Source organism: Rhodanobacter aciditrophus (genome assembly GCF_050026795.1).
Taxonomy (GTDB): domain Bacteria; phylum Pseudomonadota; class Gammaproteobacteria; order Xanthomonadales; family Rhodanobacteraceae; genus Rhodanobacter_A.
Genome location: NZ_JALBWP010000011.1, coordinates 438608 through 455809, shown reverse-complemented (window position 1 = coordinate 455809; position 17202 = coordinate 438608). Strand labels below are relative to the sequence as shown.

Here is a 17202-nt window from a genome sequence, read left to right as displayed (position 1 = left end):
CCCCTGAAAATCGCGCTAGTCTAGCGTCAGCCCCCACACCGTACAATAAAGCGGCCGCGGCGTATCGACGCTACCAGCCCGTCGCCAGCCTAACCCACCGCCCGCCCGCCCGTCACGGATTGCAGCACGACATGAAACATGCCGCCGGCACGCTTGCCTTCCTCGCCCGCTGTGTCGTCGTCGGCCTGGCGGCGGCGTTCGTGATCGGCCTGTTCTGGCCGGGCAGCGGCGAGCGCCTGCGCGCAAGGCTGGGGCTGCCCGGTGCGCCAGCCGCCAGCACGCCGGCCCCGGCACCGGCCTCCTACGCCGACGCGGTGGCCGACGCGGCGCCCTCGGTGGTGAACATCTACGCCAACAAGATCGTCAACGAGCGGGCGATCAAGATGTACGACAACCCGATCCTGCAGCAGCTGCTCGGCGGCACCCTCACCACCTATGCACGCCGCGAAAAGACCCTGGGTTCGGGCGTGATCGTCAGCGCGCAAGGCTACGTGCTCACCAACTACCATGTGATCTCGCACGCCTTCGACATCCAGGTGCTGCTGTACGACGGCCGCGTGGCCAAGGCCCATGTGGTCGGCTCGGACGAGGAAACCGACCTGGCCGTGCTGAAGATCGACGCCGGCAACCTGCCGGTGATCCGGCTCGCGGAACAGAAGCCCCGCCCCGGCGACGTGGTGCTGGCGATCGGCAACCCGCTTGGCCTCAACCAGACCGTGACCATGGGTATCGTCAGCGCGGTGGGTCGCCAGTTGAACAGCTCCAGCGCCGAGGACTTCATCCAGACCGACGCGGCGATCAACTTCGGCAACTCCGGCGGCGCGCTGGTCAACGCCGAGGGCAGGCTGGTGGGCATCAACACCTTGCTGATCGGCAAGGACGCCAACGCCGAAGGCATCGGTTTCGCGATCCCGGTGGGCACCGCCAAGAACGTGCTGGACCAGATCGTCGCCACCGGCCACGTGGTGCGCGGCTGGTTGGGCGCGGACTACACCTTCGTGCCGGTGGCCGCCGACAGCGGCCTGCCCGCGGCGGCACGTGGCGCTCTGGTCACCGACGTGTACCCCGGCAGCCCAGCCGCGCTGGCCGGCATCCAGCCGCACGACATCCTGCTGCGCATCGGCAACGACAACATCCGTGATCCATCCGACCTGCGCCGGCGCGAATCGGCGATCAAGCCCGGCACCACGGTGGAGCTCTCCGGCCTGCGCAATGGCAGCCCATTCCACACCACGGCCACGCTGGCCGAACGGCCGCCGATGAACGTGGAAGCCGCGGCCGGCGACCAGCCGTGATTCAACCGGGCCGCGCCGACGCCAGCGGCGGATGCAGCGCCGCCTCGTAGCGCTTGCGCAGGGTATCCACGCGCTGCACGTAGACCTCGGTCTCCGCATACGGCGGCACCCCGTCATATCGCTGCACGGCGCCCGGACCGGCGTTGTAGGCGGCGGCGGCCAGGTGCTCGTTGCCGCCGAAGTCGCGCAGCAGCAGGGCGAGGTAGCGCGCGCCGCCGCGGATGTTCTGGCCGGTGTCGAACGCGTCGAGCACGCCCATCTCGCTGGCAGTGCCGGGCATCAGCTGCATCAGTCCCTGCGCGCCCTTCAGCGACAGCGCGCGCGGGTTGAATGCGCTTTCGGCATGGATGATCGCGCGCAGGAAGGCCTCGTCCACGCCGTACTCCGCGCTGGCTGCGCGGATCGCCTCGGCATAGGCGGTGAGGTTCAGCGGCACGCTGCCCCAGCGGATGGTCGAATGCAGGTTGCAGGCGAAACAGGTGGCGATGTAGCTGAACAGCATCGTGGCAGCGTGCGCGTTGCGACCCACCGGGCGGATATTGGTGTACTCCACGCCGCCGTCCGCGCGCACGATGCGGTACACCGCGCCGCGCAGGACGCGGTCGCCCGGCGCCGTGGCGACCGGCAGGCCGCCGGGCAGAGCGCCCGCGCCATCGCTCGACTGGCGGTAGGTCCAGTGCCCGCGCAAGGCCGCCGGCACCACCGCGCCGGCCGCTTGAGCAGGCGCCGCCGCGGCGGGCGGCAGCGGATCGGCTGCCGGCAGTGTCGTGGTGCTCAGCACGCCACCCCGCACGGCCGCCAGCGAGGCCGCCGCGGCATCGGCCCGCGGCCTGGTGCCCACCACCGCACCTCGTACCCGCTCCAGCGAGGCCCTGGGCGCGCGCCGCGCCGGCGGACCGTAGCTGCCGAGCTTGCGGCAATCGCGGTAGCCCGCCGTACTGCCGGTGAACACCGCCTCGCCGCTGGCGCCGGTGCAGCGATAGAGGTTGCCGGCGTGCGCCGCGGGCAACCACAGCGCGCCGGCGAGCAGGGCACAGCCCAGCGCGATCCGTCGCGGGATCGTACCGGGTGGCGGGGAGCCTGCAACGGGCCGGCCGGCACTCCCCCAGTGGCGCACGGCGTCGAACATGGCCGCAGTGTGCCGCTGCGCGATTCGCCCGCCAAGGGTACGCATGCCGTTTCGTGCTCCGCGTCCCTCGGGCGCCACCCCAAGTGCCTGATCCGGCAGGACCGCTCGCTGGCGGCACCCGGCCAGGCGGCGTAAACTGCGCGGTTCGGCGCCACCCGCGCGGCGCCTCGTGCAACCACGGTATCGAGCACCATGAGCGGCAAGCTTTTCATCAAGACCCACGGCTGCCAGATGAACGAGTACGACTCGGCCAAGATGGCCGACGTGCTGAGGGCCTCGCACGGCCTGGAGCTGACCCTGGACGAATCCGAGGCGGACGTCATCCTGATCAACACCTGCTCGATCCGCGAGAAGGCACAGGAGAAGGTGTTCAGCCAGCTCGGCCGCTGGAAGGAGTTCAAGCAGGGCGGCAAACCCGTACTGATCGGCGTCGGCGGCTGCGTGGCTTCGCAAGAAGGCGAGGCGATCATCAAGCGCGCACCGTTCGTGGACCTGGTGTTCGGCCCGCAGACGCTGCACCGCCTGCCCGAGCTGATCGAGGCCAAGCGCGAGACCGGCAAGCCGCAGGTGGACATCTCCTTCCCCGAGATCGAGAAGTTCGACAGGCTGCCCGAGCCGCGCGCCGAAGGCCCGACCGCCTTCGTCTCGATCATGGAAGGCTGTTCCAAGTACTGCAGCTACTGCGTGGTGCCGTACACCCGCGGCACCGAGATCAGCCGTCCCTTCGACGACGTGCTGGTGGAAGTGGCGCAGTTGGCCGAACAAGGCGTGCGCGAGGTCACCCTGCTCGGCCAGAACGTCAACGCCTATCAGGGGCCGACCCACGATGGCGGCACCGCCGACCTTGCCGTCCTGATCCATGCCATCGCGCAGATCGAGTCGATCGGCCGGATCCGCTTCACCACCTCGCACCCCTTGGAGTTCTCCGACTCGCTGATCGAGGCCTACGCCAGCGTGCCCAAGCTCGCCAACTTCCTGCACCTGCCGGTGCAGGCCGGCTCCGACCGCATTCTCGCCGCGATGAAGCGCGGCTACACCGTGCTGGAGTTCAAGCAGAAGATCCGCAAGCTGCGCGCGGTGCGCCCGGACATCTGCATCAGCTCCGACTTCATCGTCGGCTTCCCCGGCGAGACCGACGAGGATTTCGAGAAGACCATGAAGCTGATCGAGGACGTAGGCTTCGACCAGAGCTTCTCCTTCATCTTCTCCGCCCGCCCGGGCACGCCGGCGGCGAACCTGGCCGACGACACCCCGATGGCGACGAAGCACCGGCGGCTGGAGCACCTGCAGGCCGCGATCAACGCCAACGCGAAGCGGGTCAACGAGGCGATGGTCGGCACCGTGCAGCGCGTGCTGGTGGAAAAGCCGAGCACGAAGAACCCGAACGAGCTCGCCGGCCGCACCGAGAACATGCGCTACGTGAACTTCCCCGGCGATGCGCGCATGATCGGCCGCTTCGTCGACGTGCTGATCACCGACGCGATGACCAACTCGCTGCGCGGGCGCGTGCACGCGCTGGCCGACGCCGCCGCCCCGTAGAGGCGCCCCTGCGCACGCCCCGCCCCCTTCGCCCCGGGGCGAAAACGGAATGGCTCAATCCAGCCGCCGGCGGAAGCGCAGGATCGCGCCAGCCATCATCACCGCCGTGAATGCCAGCAGCGCCAACGCATCGCCCCACAGCTCGGACAGACTGGCGTTGCGCAGCATGACGCCGCGGATCAGCCGGAGGAAATGGGTCAGCGGCAACAGTTCGGCGATCCATTGCGCGACCTTCGGCATGCCCGAGAACGGGAACATGAAACCCGACAGCAGGATCGACGGCAGGAAGACGAAGAACGTCATCTGCATGGCCTGGAACTGCGACTGTGCCCGCGACGAGATCAGCAACCCCAGGGTCAGGTTGCTGGCGATCAGCAGCAGCGCGGCGAGATAGACATCGAACAGGCTGCCGCGGATCGGCACGGCGAACAGCCAGCGCCCCAGCGCCAGGATCACCGTGGTCTGCACCAGGCCGATCAGCACGTACGGCACCACCTTGCCCAGCATCAGCTCGCTGCTGGTGATCGGCATGGCGATCAGCAGCTCCATGTTGCCGCGCTCGCGCTCGCGCACAATGGCGATGGCGGTGAACAGCACCATGGTCATGGTCAGGATCACGCCTACCAGGCCGGGCACGATGTTGATCGCCGAACGCCGCTCCGGGTTGTAGAAGGAGGTGACCACGATGCGCGGCACGGGCGGCGTGCTGGCGTAAGGCGCGTGCGCGTCGGGCAGCCGGCTGTCCAACGGGGTCTGCGCCAGCTGCGCGGCTGCGACGGCCACCGTGGCGTCGCTGCCGTCGACCAGCACCTGGGCAACCGGACGACCCTCCTGCCGGCGCGCCTCGAAGTCGGGCGGGATCACCACGCCGACGTTGATCCGCCCGCGGCGGATCAGGTCGACCACCTCGTCCGGCGTGCGCGCCGTGGCCACCGGGCGGATCACGTCCGTGGCCAGCATGTCCATCACCAGCGCACGCGAGGCACTGGTCTGCGCCTGGTCGACGATCGCCGCATCCAGCCCGCGCAGGTTGAGGTTGATCGCGTAGCCGAACAGCACCAGCTGCACGATCGGCACCACCATGATCATCGCCAGCGTGATGCGGTCACGCCGCAGCTGGCGCACTTCCTTCTGCATGATCGCCCACAGGCGGCGCAGGTTCATGCGGCATGCTCCCGTTCGCCCGTGTGCGTCGCGGCAACGAACACATCCTCCAGGTTGGGCGGCGCCACGCGCAGCCGTGCGGCCTGCCCGGCCTCGCGCAGCCGCTGCTCGACCGCGGCAGCGAAGGCGTCGCCCTGCCCCTCTTCGGCGAGCAGGCGCAGCGCATGGCCGACCTGGGCGACGCCGAGCACGCCCGGCGCGTCGGCCAGGGTGTGCTGGGCACGACGCGGATCGTCCGATTCGACCAGCCAGGTGCGGCCCTCCAGCGCCCCGGTCAGCGTACCCGGCGTGCCGTCGGCCACGAGGCGGCCGCGGTCGAGGATCGCCAGCCGGTGGCAGCGTTCGGCTTCGTCCATCAGATGAGTGGACACCAGCAGCGTGGTGCCGGCGTCGGTCAACTCGAACAGCGCTTCCCAGAAGTCGCGTCGGGATTCAGGATCGACCGCGCTGGTCGGTTCGTCGAGGAACAGCAGCTCCGGCTCGTGCATCACCGCGCAGGCCAGCGCCAGGCGCTGTTTCTGGCCGCCGCTCATGGTGCCGGCAAGCTGCCGGCGGCGATCGGCGAGGCGGTAGCGCTCCATCAGCTCGGCGATGCGCACGCGCTTGCGCCCGCGCGGCACGCCGAGGATCTCGGCGATGAACTCCAGGTTCTCGCCCACCGTGAGGTCGGCGAACAACGAGAAGTTCTGCGTCATGTAGCCGATCCGCCGGCGCAGCGCCTCGGCCTGCTGCGGCACGCGCAGGCCCAGCACCTCGATCTCGCCCCCGGTCGGCGTGAGCAGGCCGCAGAGCATGCGGATGGTGGTGGACTTGCCCGAACCGTTCGGCCCCAGAAAGCCGTACACGCACCCGCGCGGCACATCCAGGTCGACACCGTCGACGGCAAGCAGCTGGCCGAACCGCTTGCTCAGCCCGCGCACGTGGATGGCCGGCGCCTCGCTCACGGCCGAACCGCCGTCACGTGCACCGGCAGTCCGGCAGGCAGATCCGCTGGCCGGTCCAGCGCCACTTCGGCGAGGTAGCTCAGCCGCGTGGCATCGTCGCCGCTCAACGCGTAGTACGGCGTGAACACCGGCTCGTCGTGCAGCAGGCGCACGTGGCCGGCCAGCGGCCGGTCGCGGCCCTGCACATGCACCTGCACCGCGCTGCCCACCTTGAGCTGCGCGCGCATCGCCACCGGCACGTAGACCCGCGCGTAGGGGCGATCGCCGACCAGTTCGATCGCCAGCGGCGCACCCACCGGAGCCTGGTCGCCGAGGCGGTACGGCACGTCGTCGATGCGGCCGTTGCGCGGCGCCACCACGTGCAGCTTGTCCAGCGTGACGCGCAGGGCGTCGGCCTGCGCCCGCGCCGCATCGACCGCGGCCCGCGCCTGCGCCAGCTGCTCGATGCGCGTGCCGTGCAGCAGTTGGTCGAGCGCGGCGCGCGCAGCGTCGGCCTGGCCACGGGCGTCCTGCGCGCTGGCGCGGGCACGGTCCAGGTCCGAGGCTGCCACGGCGTCCTTGTCACGCTGCGCGACCCGCTGCAGGCGCTCGAGGTAGCTTTGCGCATTCCGCGCCTGCGCCTCCGCAGCGGCCAGCATTGCCCGCGCCCTGGCGATGTCTTCCCGGCGCGGCCCGGCCACGCTCTCGGCCAGCACCTCCTGTTGATGCTTCACCTCGGCGCGAGCGGCATCCAGGCTGGCCTGCGTGTGCGCCGTATCGAGATCGAGCAGCGGTTGTCCGGCCTTCACCGGCTCGCCTGCCCGCACGTGCACCGCCACGATGCGCTCGGCGGCCGGCGCCGGCAGGGTGATCCGGTCGTATTCGAGTGTGCCCGGCGCCTGCTCCGTGCCCTGGTGGCATCCAGCCAGGGCAAGGGTGGCAAGACCGAACGCGAGCAGGTAGCGGGTCATGGGGAGATCTCCTTGCCGGGCGCCCCCAGGCCGTGGGCCAGCAGCGCCAGGGTATGGGATACGAGTGCCGGCATGTCGAACCCCGGCATGCCGAAAGCCTTCTGCCAGATCGGCGCGCCGGCGGCCGGGAACAGGGTCAGGCCGACCAGCGAGACCACCATCAGCCGCGGATCGATGCCAGATGCGAGTTGCCCGGCCTCGTGCGCCGCCCCGAAGCGTCGTGCCAGCACCTGCAGCAGGTTCGGCACCACCTCGCGGGACACGAATTCGCGCAGCGCGCCGCCCTCGCACAACACCTCGCGCACCCACAGCGCCGGCAGCCACGGCAGCTTCGCGACCACCGTGGCCATGCCATGGGCGAACGCCTGCGCCAGCTCCAGCGGCGTCTCGCCGACGGTGGCCAGCGCCTCGCGCAGCGGCAGCACCGCCGGCATCAGGCGCTCGGCGAGCAGGGCGCGCACCAGGGCGTCCTTGTTGCCGAAGTAGTAGTGCAGCATCGCCGGGGTCACGCCGGCCTGCTGCGCAATGGTGCGCAGCGAGGCGGCGGCGATGCCGGCACCGGCGAACTGGACAGCGGCGACGTCGAGCAGGCGGCCGCGCACATCGCTGCCGTCGCCGGCCGGGCGACCGGCCCGGCGTGGGCGAATCCTGGAAGTGGGCGATCGGACAGGCATGGCGATTAAATTAATTCATTAGTTAATTTAATTGCAAGCCCCGCCGCCGGCGCGCCTTCCCGAACCTACCTTCCCGTCGGAGCCATCGGCTTCCGCGTTATGCTGTGCGGTCTATGAGTTCCCTGAACCAGCGCGACTTCACCCTCGACCCGATCGACAACGCCCGCCTCGCCAACCTGTGCGGCGCGTTCGACGAACACCTGCGCCAGGTGGAGCTGCGCCTCGGCGTGGAGATCAACCACCGCGGCGGCATCTTCCAGGTGATCGGCGAAGAGGCCGCCACGCGTGCCGCGGAAAAGGTGCTGCATGCGCTGTACGACGCCACCGCCGCCGAGTCGCTGACCGGCGCCACGATCCACCTGCACCTCGCCGAATCGGGCATGGACGCGGCGACCGCCGAGGCGGCCGAAACGGCGCAGGAAGTGGCCATCAAGGTCAAGCGCGGCGTGATCAAGGGCCGCGGCCCGAACCAGGCGCGCTACCTGCACGCGATCTCGCGGCACGACATCAACTTCGGCGTGGGCCCCGCCGGCACCGGCAAGACCTACCTCGCCGTGGCCAGCGCGGTGGAGGCGCTGGAGGCCAATCGCGTGCAGCGCGTGCTGCTGGTGCGTCCCGCGGTGGAAGCCGGCGAGAAACTCGGCTTCCTGCCCGGCGACCTCACGCAGAAGGTCGACCCCTACCTGCGTCCGCTCTACGACGCGCTGTACGAGATGCTCGGCTTCGAGAAGGTGGCCAAGCTGATCGAGCGCAACGTGATCGAGATCGCGCCGCTGGCCTACATGCGCGGCCGCACCCTCAACGACTCCTACGTGATCCTCGACGAGGCGCAGAACACCACGGTCGAGCAGATGAAGATGTTCCTCACCCGCATCGGCTTCGGCTCGGTGGCGGTGATCACCGGCGACGTCAGCCAGGTGGACCTGCCGCGCAACGTGCGCTCGGGCCTGCGCCACGCGGTGGAGGTGCTGCGCGGCGTGGACGGCATCAGCTTCACCTTCTTCACCTCGCGCGACGTGGTGCGCCACCCGCTGGTGGCGAAGATCGTGCGGGCCTACGAGGCCTTCGAGCAGAAGGACGAGGACGCGAAGTGAGCGCGGTGACGCTGCACGTGGGCTACGCGGTGCCGCGCGCGGGCATTCCGTCGTCCGCAAGTTTCCGCCGCTGGGTGGAAGCCGCGCTGCGCGGCGCGAAGCGGCGCAAGGCCACCGAGCTTTCCATCCGCATCGTCGGCGCCGACGAGGGACGCGCGCTCAACCGCGACTACCGCGGCAAGGACTACGCCACCAACGTGCTCTCCTTCGAGGCCGGGCTGCCGCCGGAACTCAAGCTGCCGCTGATCGGCGACATGGTGATCTGCGCGCCCGTGGTGGCGCGCGAAGCGGCCGAACAAGGCAAGCGCGTGCGCGACCACTGGGCCCATCTCACCGTGCACGGCACGCTGCACCTGCTCGGCTACGACCACATCGTGGCAACCGAGGCCGAGGCGATGGAGGCGCTGGAGACGCGCATCCTCGCCGGGCTGGGCATCGCCGATCCCTACGCGTAGGAGCACACCCCGTGCGCGGCGGCTTCCGGCTTCGATCAAGCGCCGGGCCATCATGCACAAGGTGGGCTCCTACGCCCTGAATTGTCACGGATTTTCCGCTAGACTCGTGCTTCCGCCCGCACCCGGGCAGTTGCAAACCGAGTAATGAACGACGACCCCGGCAGTACCAGCGGCCCGGCCCATCGCACCTGGTGGGATCGACTGGGCCACCTGTTTTCCGGCGAGCCGCGCAACCGCGCGGAACTGATCGACGAGCTGCGCACCGCCCAGGTCAACGGCCTGCTCGGCGCCGACACCCTGCCCATGCTGGAAGGCGCGCTCAAGGTCACCGAACTCACCGTGGACGACGTGATGGTGCCCCGCGTGCAGATCGTGATGATCGCCGCCGACGCCCCGCTGCAGGACATCCTCGCCGCCGTGGTCGAATCCGGCCATTCGCGCTTCCCCGTGCACGGCGAGGACAAGGACGACATCGTCGGCATCCTGCTGGCCAAGGACCTGCTGAAGTTCTTCGGCAACGACGAGCCGTTCGACATCCACTCGATTCTGCGCCCCGCGGTGCTGATCCCCGAGTCGATGCGCCTCAACGTGCTGCTGGCCGAGTTCCGCCGCAGCCGCAACCACATGGCGCTGGTGGTGGACGAATACGGCGGCGTGGCCGGACTCATCACCATCGAGGACGTGCTGGAGCAGATCGTCGGCGAGATCGACGACGAGCACGACGACGAGGAAGTGCCCGCGCTGATCCACGCGCAGGCCGACGGCTCGTGGCTGGTCAGCGCGCTCACCCCCATCGGGGACTTCAACGAGGAAGTGGGCGCGGCGTTCTCCGACGAGGAGTTCGACACCATCGGCGGCCTGATCACCGCCGAATTCGGCCACCTGCCCGAGGTGGGCGAGGAGGCCGGCGCCGGGGAATTCCTGTTCCACGTCACCGAGGCCGACGATCGCCGCGTGCAGCAGTTCCGCGTCACGCGCCGCGAAACCTGACCCGCGGGGGCGCACCTGGCGCGATGGCCGCTCGCTTCGACCAGGCTGCCGGGGCCATCGCGCCCAAGGGACGCTCCTGCAAACCCGGACAATCATGCCGCCCCTAGCCAAGCTGCTGCCCCTGCTCGCCCTGCTCCTGCTGGCCATCGCCCCGGCCCACGCCAGCGTGGCCAACGCCCCCGGCGCGAACCTCGAAGTCTCGCTGGTCACCTACGGCCCGGGCGACATCTACTGGGAGCGCTTCGGCCACGACGCGATCGAGCTGCGCGACAGCGTCAGCGGCGAGGCGGTGAACTTCAACTACGGCGTGTTCGACTTCAACGAAAAGAACTTCTTCCTCAACTTCGCGCGCGGCCGCATGCATTACCTGATCGACGCCGAATCCACCGGCGCGGAGGAAAGCTGGTACGTGGACGTGGGCCGCTCGATCACCCGCCAGCGCCTTGCGCTCACGCCGGAACAAGCCGGCGCGCTGCGCGACTTCCTGTTCTGGAACCTGCGCCCCGAGAACGCCGGCTACAACTACGACTACTACGTCGACAACTGCACCACGCGCGTGCGCGACGCGCTGGACAAGGCGCTGGGCGGCATCATCAGGGCGCGCTTGGCCGCGCAACCCGGCGGCATGAGCTACCGCCAGCAGACCGATCGCCTGATGAGCGCGCAACCCTGGTTGATGCTGCTGATCGATCTCGGCCTCGGCCCCTACGCCGACCAACCGATGAACGCGTGGAGCGAAAGCTTCCTGCCCTACGAGCTGCAGGCGAACCTGCGCGGCATCCGCGTGCCCGACGGCCATGGCGGCACGCAGCCGCTGGTGCGCAACGAGCAACTGCTCTCGCCGAACCGGCTGCCCGTGCCGCCCGCACAGGCGCCCGACCTGCGCCTGCCGCTGGGCATGGTCGGGCTTGCCTTCGCCGTCGCGCTCGCCGCGACCGCGCGTCGCGCGCTACGCCTCCACGCCCTGCTGGCCATGCTGTACCTGCTCGTCGCCGGCCTCGTCGGCCTGCTGCTGCTGGCGCTGTGGACGCTCACCAGCCACCACGCCGCCTGGTACAACGCCAACCTGCTGCTGTTCAGCCCGCTCGCCTTCCTGTTGCTGCGCGCGGCGTGGCGCGCCCGCCGCGGAGTCGCGCCCTCGCGCTTCGCCAACACCGCACTGGTGCTGCAACTCGCCGCCGTCCTCTTCGCCGCGCTGCTGCACCTGCTGCCCGGCACCGTGCAGCAGAACCAGCCATGGTTGCTGTTCGCGCTGCCGGTCTGGCTGGCGCTGGCGTGGAGCCTGCGGCAACCGGCTTCGAACTGACAAAGTCACACGTCAGCGCGAGGATGCGCTGCTGCCCCGGGACGCGGCCGCACCACCACCCTCGCTCGCCATGCTGGCCGTGCCCAGACCCAACTTCTGCGCCATTACGGCCCCTAGTGAAGCAGCGAAGCTGCCGGCCAGATGCTGCGAATCGCGAAAAACCACCATTCCCTGCCGTTCCGCCGAACATGTTCCTCCAGGGCAAATCCATGAATTCATATCCAGTGTGCTGACGTTGGCGAAGTGACCCGCCGCCTCGCGCTGCCATCGGTACGTTGCATCCCCCTCGGGATCGGCAGCCGGAGCACTGCAGGCATGCTGCAGACCAAACCGTGCCGGGCGCCCAGCGTGCTCAGCCAGGCAATCCGGCCCATCGAAGGGTAGATGCGGCGTGTCGCGCAGGATGTAGATGTGTCCGGTGGCCGGGCTCAGCGTGGCAAGCACCTTGGTCGTACCGTCGATCCATTGCTGCTTCGTGAAACCGTATTCGGCGCTACCCATCAGCACCACGTCCGGCTTGAGCTTGGCAACTTTTTCCAACGCGTGTTCGCGCCAAGTCGCGCACACGGTGTACTCCTTGCCAATGCGTGCATAGAAGAATGGCTCGTCCACCATCGCGCAAGACGACTTGGTAAGTACCAGCAGACGCCAGCCCGGCCGATCGAACGCAGCGGCGACGGCCGGAAACCACTGTCCCACATGGCTGTCGCCCATCAGCACCGCTGTATGCCTCGCGTCGGCGGGACCGAACGCGCAGATCCGTACCCGGTCGCTGTAATACCAATCGTCGCAGCCCATGCCGTAGATCACCGGCGCATCGCCATGTGCCATGGCATACCGCTGAACGGCTGGCGACAGCATCTTTACGGAAGCGATGTTGTACCAGCGCGCGCACAGGCTATTGGCCAGCAGCATCGCCGCCAAGGCGCCGAAGATCGCCATACGGGGGCGTACCAACCACTGCCGCCGGTTGCGGATCGGCGCTTCGATGAACCAGCAGGAAAGGCAGGCCAGCGCCAGCGACAGCAATATCCAGCTCGCGCGATACACAGCAGTGTCCGAGCCCGTAAGCGCGTGACCGAGCAGCAGGATCGGCCAGTGCCACAGATACCACGAATAGGAAATTCCACCGACCCATTGCAACGGCCGCCATGACAGCAGACGCGACACCCCGATCGGCTGCGTCGCCATGCAACCCGCAGCGACGACGGCTACCGCGCCCAGCGTCGGCAGCAGAGCATAGGCACCTGGATAGGGAATGTCGGCGTTGAACAGCAGCCCCGCCAATGCGATCAAGGCCAACCCCAAGCATCCAGCCACTCGCAACAACATCGAGCGCTCACCCTGTAGCAATCCGGCCGCCGATGCGTGAGGCACCTTGAAATACAGCCAAACCAACGCACCGGCAGCAAACTGCCATGCGCGCATCGGCATCATGTAGAACGCGAGCTGCGGCGCCTTGTAGGTCAGCAGCACGCAAGTCGCCAGACTACCGAACAGCACCACCCACATGCCGACCTTCAGGCGTACAACGCCACGCTCGCCATCACGCCCGAGCAGCCACACCAGCAAGGCCGGCCACACCAGATAGAACTGCTCCTCCACGCCCAGCGACCATGTATGCAGAAACAGGTTCGTATCGGTACCCGGCGCGAAGTAGTCCAACCGAGCAAACGCGAAGTGGATGTTGCTCAGCCACAATGCCGCCATCGCAGCGGCAGATGACTGCTCCCGCTGCTCCGCCGGGGCCAGCAGCAGCGCCGCCAACGCCCCGACCACCAGCAGCATGGTCAGCAGCGCCGGCAGCAGGCGGCGCAGGCGGCGCACGTAGAATTCCGCGAAACGGAGCCGTCCCGTGGTCGACACCTCCTGCACCAACAGGCCGGTGATCAGGAAGCCTGACAACACGAAGAACACGTCAACGCCGACGAATCCACCACGCAGCCATGGCACGCCCGCGTGCACCGCCACGACCAGCAGAATCGCCACGGCTCGCAGGCCTTCCAGATCGGCCCGATAACCCAGCCGATATTCATGTCCCCTCATTTGCCACGCCCCATGCAAATTGACCGCGAGTGCGGCGATGGTACAAGGCTGTGGCCGCCACCGGATCAGCCGATGCATGAAATGTCAAAGAGCGACGGCATGCCCAACCATGATTCCGGCATTGCCCTGATGCTCGCCACAGCGGCATCATGAAGCATGGCCATGTCCACACCTTCCGCAAGCGCTCCAACCGATACCCGCATGGTGGTCAACTGCGTCGCCTACCGCAACGACGGCACGCGCATCGGCGACGTGGGCATCGACGCGATCAGCGACGTGCTCAAGGAGCCCGATACCTTCGTCTGGGTGGGCCTGCACGAGCCGGATGCGGCGCTGCTGCTGAAACTGCAGGAAGAATTCGACCTGCACGACCTCGCCATCGAGGACGCGCAGGGCGCGCACCAGCGCACCAAGATCGAGGCCTACGGCAATTCGCTGTTCATCGTGGTGCAGACCGCCCAGCTGGGCGGCGGCCACATCGCGTTCGGCGAAACACACATCTTCCTCGGCCCGCGCTACCTGGTCACCGTGCGCCATGGCGCCTCGCTCTCCTACGCGCCCGCCCGGCGCAGCTGCGAGCACACGCCCGACCTCCTCTCGCTGGGCCCGAGCTACGGCCTCTACGGCGTGCTCGACTTCGTCGTCGACAACCTGCTGCCGATCGTGCGCGATTTCCGCGAGGAACTGCAGGAGCTGGAGCAGGACATCTTCGCCGCCAGCTTCAACCGCGACACCGTGCGGCGGCTCTACGACATGCAGCGCGACCTGATGACGCTGCGCCTCGCGGTAGCGCCGCTGCAGGACGTGATCAGCCAGCTGGTACGCCTGCACCCGCAGCTGATTCCCGATGAGCTGCGTGCCTACTTTCGCGACGTGCACGACCACGTGACGCGCGTGAACGACGCGATCAGCGCGATGCGCGAGATGCTCGCCGCCGCGATCACCGTGAACCTGTCGCTGGTCACCTTCGGTCAGAACGAGGTGATGAAGAAACTCGCCGGCTGGGCCGCGATGCTCGCCGCGCCCACCCTCATCACCAGCTGGTACGGCATGAACTTCCAGCACATGCCCGAGCTGGCACAATCGTGGAGCTACCCCGCCATCATCGGCGTGGTGGCCTGCGTGGTGGGCGGCATCTATCTCGCGCTCAAGCGGGCGAAGTGGCTGTAACGCAAGGACACAGGGGTGACGGCAGGAGCGGCTTCAGTCGCGGTCGCGCGCCTCACAACACAGCCCCATAAGCGAAACGGCAGCCACGGGCTGCCGTTTCGTGCGACGACTCGCGGCTGAAGCCGCTCCTGCCATCGCTTCTATTTCGGTGTCGCCGGCTCCGCCGTCCACTGCTTCAGCCACGCGTTCACCGTGTCATGCCACAGCACGCTGTTGTGCGGCTTGAGCACGAAGTGGCTTTCGTCCGGGAAGGTGAGGAATTCGCTGGGAATGCCGCGGCGCTGCAGCGCGGTGAATGCGCCCAGCCCCTGGCTGAGCGGAATGCGGAAGTCGTGGCCCGAGTGCACCACCAGCATCGGCACGCGCCAGTCCTTGACGTGGTCGAGCGGGTTGAACTTCTCGTAGTTGGCCGGTACCTCGAACTGCGGGCCGCCGTTCTCGTGCTCCTCGAACCACAGCTCGTCGGTGGCGTAGTACATCATGCGCATGTCGAATACGCCGTCGTGGTCGACGAAGCACTTCCATGGCTGGTTCCACACGCCGGCGATCCAGTAGGTCATGTAGCCGCCGTAGCTGGCCCCCAGCGCGCAGGCGCGGTTGCCGTCGAGGAAGCCGTACTTCGCCAACGCCGCCTGCCAGCCGAGCTTGAGATCCTGCAGCGGCTTGCCGCCCCAGTCGCCCGAAATGGAGTCGGTGAATTTCTGGCCGTAACCGGTGGAGCCGTGGAAGTTGATGGTGACCACCGCGAAGCCCTGTCCCGCGTAGGTCTGCGGGTTCCAGCGGTAGCTCCAGCCGTTGGTCATCGCGCCCTGCGGGCCGCCGTGGATGATGAAGGCCACCGGGTACTTCCTGCCCGGCTGGTAATCCGCCGGCTTCACCACATAGCCCTGCACGGGCTCGTCGTGCCAGCCCTTGAAGGTGAAGAACTCGAAGTCGCCCTCGTGCGCGTTCTTCAGCAGATCCGCGTTGTAGCGGGTGACCTGTTTCAGGTTCTTGCCGTCGGCATCCACCGTGTAGAGGTCGGTGGGATGCTTGAGGTCGTTGCGCGCCAGCAGCACGCGCGAACCGGCCAGCGAATAGCCGTCCACCTCGCCATTGCCCACCAGCTTGCGCACCTTGCCGCTGACCGTGTCGACCGCGAACAGCGGATGTTGGCCCTCGTCGTCGGCGGTGACGTAGAGCGTCCTGCCGTCGGCCGAAATCCCCATGCCACCCGGCGAGCGATCCCATTGCGGGTCGACCTCGCGCTTCGCGCCGGTGGCAAGGTCCAGCGCCATGATGCGGAAGCGGTCGGATTCGAACGCCGGCGTCTTCTGCGCCAGGTAGTACAGCGTCCTGCCGTCCGGCGAAGGCACCGGCCAGGCATCCCAGGCCTTGTTACCCGCGGTGAGGTTCACCGGCCTGGCCGAGCCGTCGGCCGGCACCTTGTAGACGTCGAAGTTGGTCGACCACGGTTCGCTCGTGCCCGCGATGCGCACGTCGAAATACACCGTCCTGCCGTCGGGCGAGAACGCGAACTCGCTGTCGTCGCCGAACGGCTTGCTGGGAATGTCGCCGTCGATGCCGCGCGAGAGCAGGGTCGGCTCCGCCGGCAGCTGGCCGTTCGCACCGAAGCGGCCGAGATAGAGCTGGTTGCGCGTGCCGTCGGACCAGGTGTCCCAGTGCCGCACGAACAGTTTCTTGTAGATCGTGCCGGTGGCCTTGTCCGCCGCGCGCTTGTCCTGCCGATCCTTGGTGCAGGCCAGCGTGCCGCAATCGGTGAACACCGCGTAGGAAAGCAGCACGCTCTTGCCGTCGGGCGCGAGCTTGTAGGCCTGCACGTCCAGCGCGCCGTGGCTCACCTGCACCGGCGCGAGGCTCGTCGGCGGGCGACGCGCGCCACCCAGCAAATCGCCCACGCCGCGCCGCCACAGCTGGGTCACGCCATTCACCGCCGCAAGGAAATACAGGCTGCGCCCGTCCGCCGACCAGCGCGGCGAGGACGCCTCCATGTTCACCACCTTCACCGGCTGCGCGCCGGCCTTGGCCAGATCCAGCACATAGATCGCGTTGACACCCTTGTTCGCCGCGTAGTCCGTGCTGCGCAGGCTGTACGCGGCGTAACGACCGTCCGGCGAAAGCTGCGGATCGCTCACCCGATCCATCATCACCAGGTCGCGCACGTTGAACGGATGCGGCGCGTGATCCAGGGTGATCGCGGTATCGACCGGCGCCACCGTGCCGACATCCGCCGCCAGCACGGGCGAGGCTGCCAACGCCAGCAGCAGCGCGGCTGTCAGGGCGTTCTTCATGATCGTTCCCCCAGGTGGTTGGCAATGGGGCAAGGTAAGCAGATCGCCCCGGTGAGGCAAGCCGGGCACCGTCCCGGCCGAATATGTGATGCGCTTCACCGTGCAAGCCATCCATGCCAACGAACCCGCCCAAATGCACCACGAAACCGCATCGG

General features: G+C 68.3%; 14 protein-coding genes. 7 read left to right on the top strand and 7 right to left on the bottom strand.

Annotated elements, in window-relative coordinates; all coding sequences use genetic code 11:
- The first annotated feature begins 131 nt into the window (after window positions 1-131).
- Window positions 132-1295 (top strand): S1C family serine protease, encoded by a 1164-nt coding sequence (locus ACQGNW_RS10790; RefSeq protein WP_426663161.1) that lies wholly within the window; start codon window positions 132-134, stop codon window positions 1293-1295.
- Between the two features lies 1 nt (window position 1296).
- On the opposite strand, the gene ACQGNW_RS10785 is transcribed toward ACQGNW_RS10790, so the two are convergent.
- Complete coding sequence (locus ACQGNW_RS10785) at window positions 1297-2469, bottom strand: lytic transglycosylase domain-containing protein (RefSeq protein ID WP_426663160.1); 1173 nt, start codon at window positions 2467-2469, stop codon at window positions 1297-1299.
- Window positions 2470-2616: 147 nt separating this feature from the next.
- Here ACQGNW_RS10785 and miaB point away from each other — a divergent pair, with 147 nt between their 5' ends.
- The gene (gene miaB / locus ACQGNW_RS10780) at window positions 2617-3963 is read left to right on the top strand and encodes a tRNA (N6-isopentenyl adenosine(37)-C2)-methylthiotransferase MiaB (RefSeq protein WP_426663159.1); all 1347 of its coding nucleotides are present in this window, start codon (window positions 2617-2619) and stop codon (window positions 3961-3963) included.
- A 54-nt stretch (window positions 3964-4017) separates the two neighbouring features.
- On the opposite strand, the gene ACQGNW_RS10775 is transcribed toward miaB, so the two are convergent.
- From ACQGNW_RS10775 to ACQGNW_RS10760, 4 genes are read right to left on the bottom strand one after another with little or no spacing between them, the layout of a single operon-like run.
- Entirely contained in the window at window positions 4018-5127 is a 1110-nt protein-coding gene (locus ACQGNW_RS10775) for an ABC transporter permease (RefSeq protein ID WP_426663158.1), read from the bottom strand.
- A complete protein-coding gene (locus tag ACQGNW_RS10770) occupies window positions 5124-6053 on the bottom strand; it encodes an ABC transporter ATP-binding protein (RefSeq protein WP_426663646.1) in 930 nt (309 codons plus the stop codon). The genes ACQGNW_RS10775 and ACQGNW_RS10770 overlap by 4 nt, the downstream gene beginning before the upstream one ends.
- Before the next feature lie 14 nt (window positions 6054-6067).
- Window positions 6068-7021 carry an HlyD family secretion protein gene (locus ACQGNW_RS10765; RefSeq protein ID WP_426663157.1) on the bottom strand — a complete coding sequence of 318 codons (954 nt, stop codon included), beginning with the start codon at window positions 7019-7021 and terminating at the stop codon, window positions 6068-6070.
- Entirely contained in the window at window positions 7018-7623 is a 606-nt protein-coding gene (locus tag ACQGNW_RS10760; protein ID WP_426663156.1) for a TetR/AcrR family transcriptional regulator, read from the bottom strand. Before ACQGNW_RS10760 ends, ACQGNW_RS10765 begins: the two co-directional genes overlap by 4 nt.
- Window positions 7624-7808: 185 nt before the next feature.
- Here ACQGNW_RS10760 and ACQGNW_RS10755 point away from each other — a divergent pair, with 185 nt between their 5' ends.
- The 4 genes from ACQGNW_RS10755 to ACQGNW_RS10740 all read left to right on the top strand — a co-directional run bounded on the left by ACQGNW_RS10755 (window position 7809) and on the right by ACQGNW_RS10740 (window position 11540).
- A complete protein-coding gene (locus ACQGNW_RS10755) occupies window positions 7809-8789 on the top strand; it encodes a PhoH family protein (RefSeq protein WP_426663155.1) in 981 nt (326 codons plus the stop codon).
- Complete coding sequence (gene ybeY, locus ACQGNW_RS10750) at window positions 8786-9244, top strand: rRNA maturation RNase YbeY (RefSeq protein WP_426663154.1); 459 nt, start codon at window positions 8786-8788, stop codon at window positions 9242-9244. Before ACQGNW_RS10755 ends, ybeY begins: the two co-directional genes overlap by 4 nt.
- Window positions 9245-9388: 144 nt before the next feature.
- Entirely contained in the window at window positions 9389-10234 is an 846-nt protein-coding gene (locus ACQGNW_RS10745; RefSeq protein ID WP_426663153.1) for a CorC family transporter, read from the top strand.
- A gap of 94 nt (window positions 10235-10328) precedes the next feature.
- On the top strand, window positions 10329-11540 hold the full coding sequence (locus ACQGNW_RS10740; protein WP_426663152.1) for a lipoprotein N-acyltransferase Lnb domain-containing protein: 1212 nt from the start codon (window positions 10329-10331) through the stop codon (window positions 11538-11540).
- 12 nt (window positions 11541-11552) lie between these two features.
- Here the strand turns inward: ACQGNW_RS10740 and ACQGNW_RS10735 are convergent, their stop codons facing one another.
- On the bottom strand, window positions 11553-13664 hold the full coding sequence (locus ACQGNW_RS10735) for an acyltransferase family protein (RefSeq protein ID WP_426663151.1): 2112 nt from the start codon (window positions 13662-13664) through the stop codon (window positions 11553-11555).
- An 84-nt stretch (window positions 13665-13748) separates the two neighbouring features.
- Between ACQGNW_RS10735 and ACQGNW_RS10730 the strand changes: the two genes are divergently transcribed.
- The gene (locus ACQGNW_RS10730; RefSeq protein ID WP_426663150.1) at window positions 13749-14756 is read left to right on the top strand and encodes a magnesium and cobalt transport protein CorA; all 1008 of its coding nucleotides are present in this window, start codon (window positions 13749-13751) and stop codon (window positions 14754-14756) included.
- 140 nt (window positions 14757-14896) lie between these two features.
- On the opposite strand, the gene ACQGNW_RS10725 is transcribed toward ACQGNW_RS10730, so the two are convergent.
- On the bottom strand, window positions 14897-17047 hold the full coding sequence (locus tag ACQGNW_RS10725) for a S9 family peptidase (RefSeq protein WP_426663149.1): 2151 nt from the start codon (window positions 17045-17047) through the stop codon (window positions 14897-14899).
- Window positions 17048-17202: the final 155 nt, after the last annotated feature.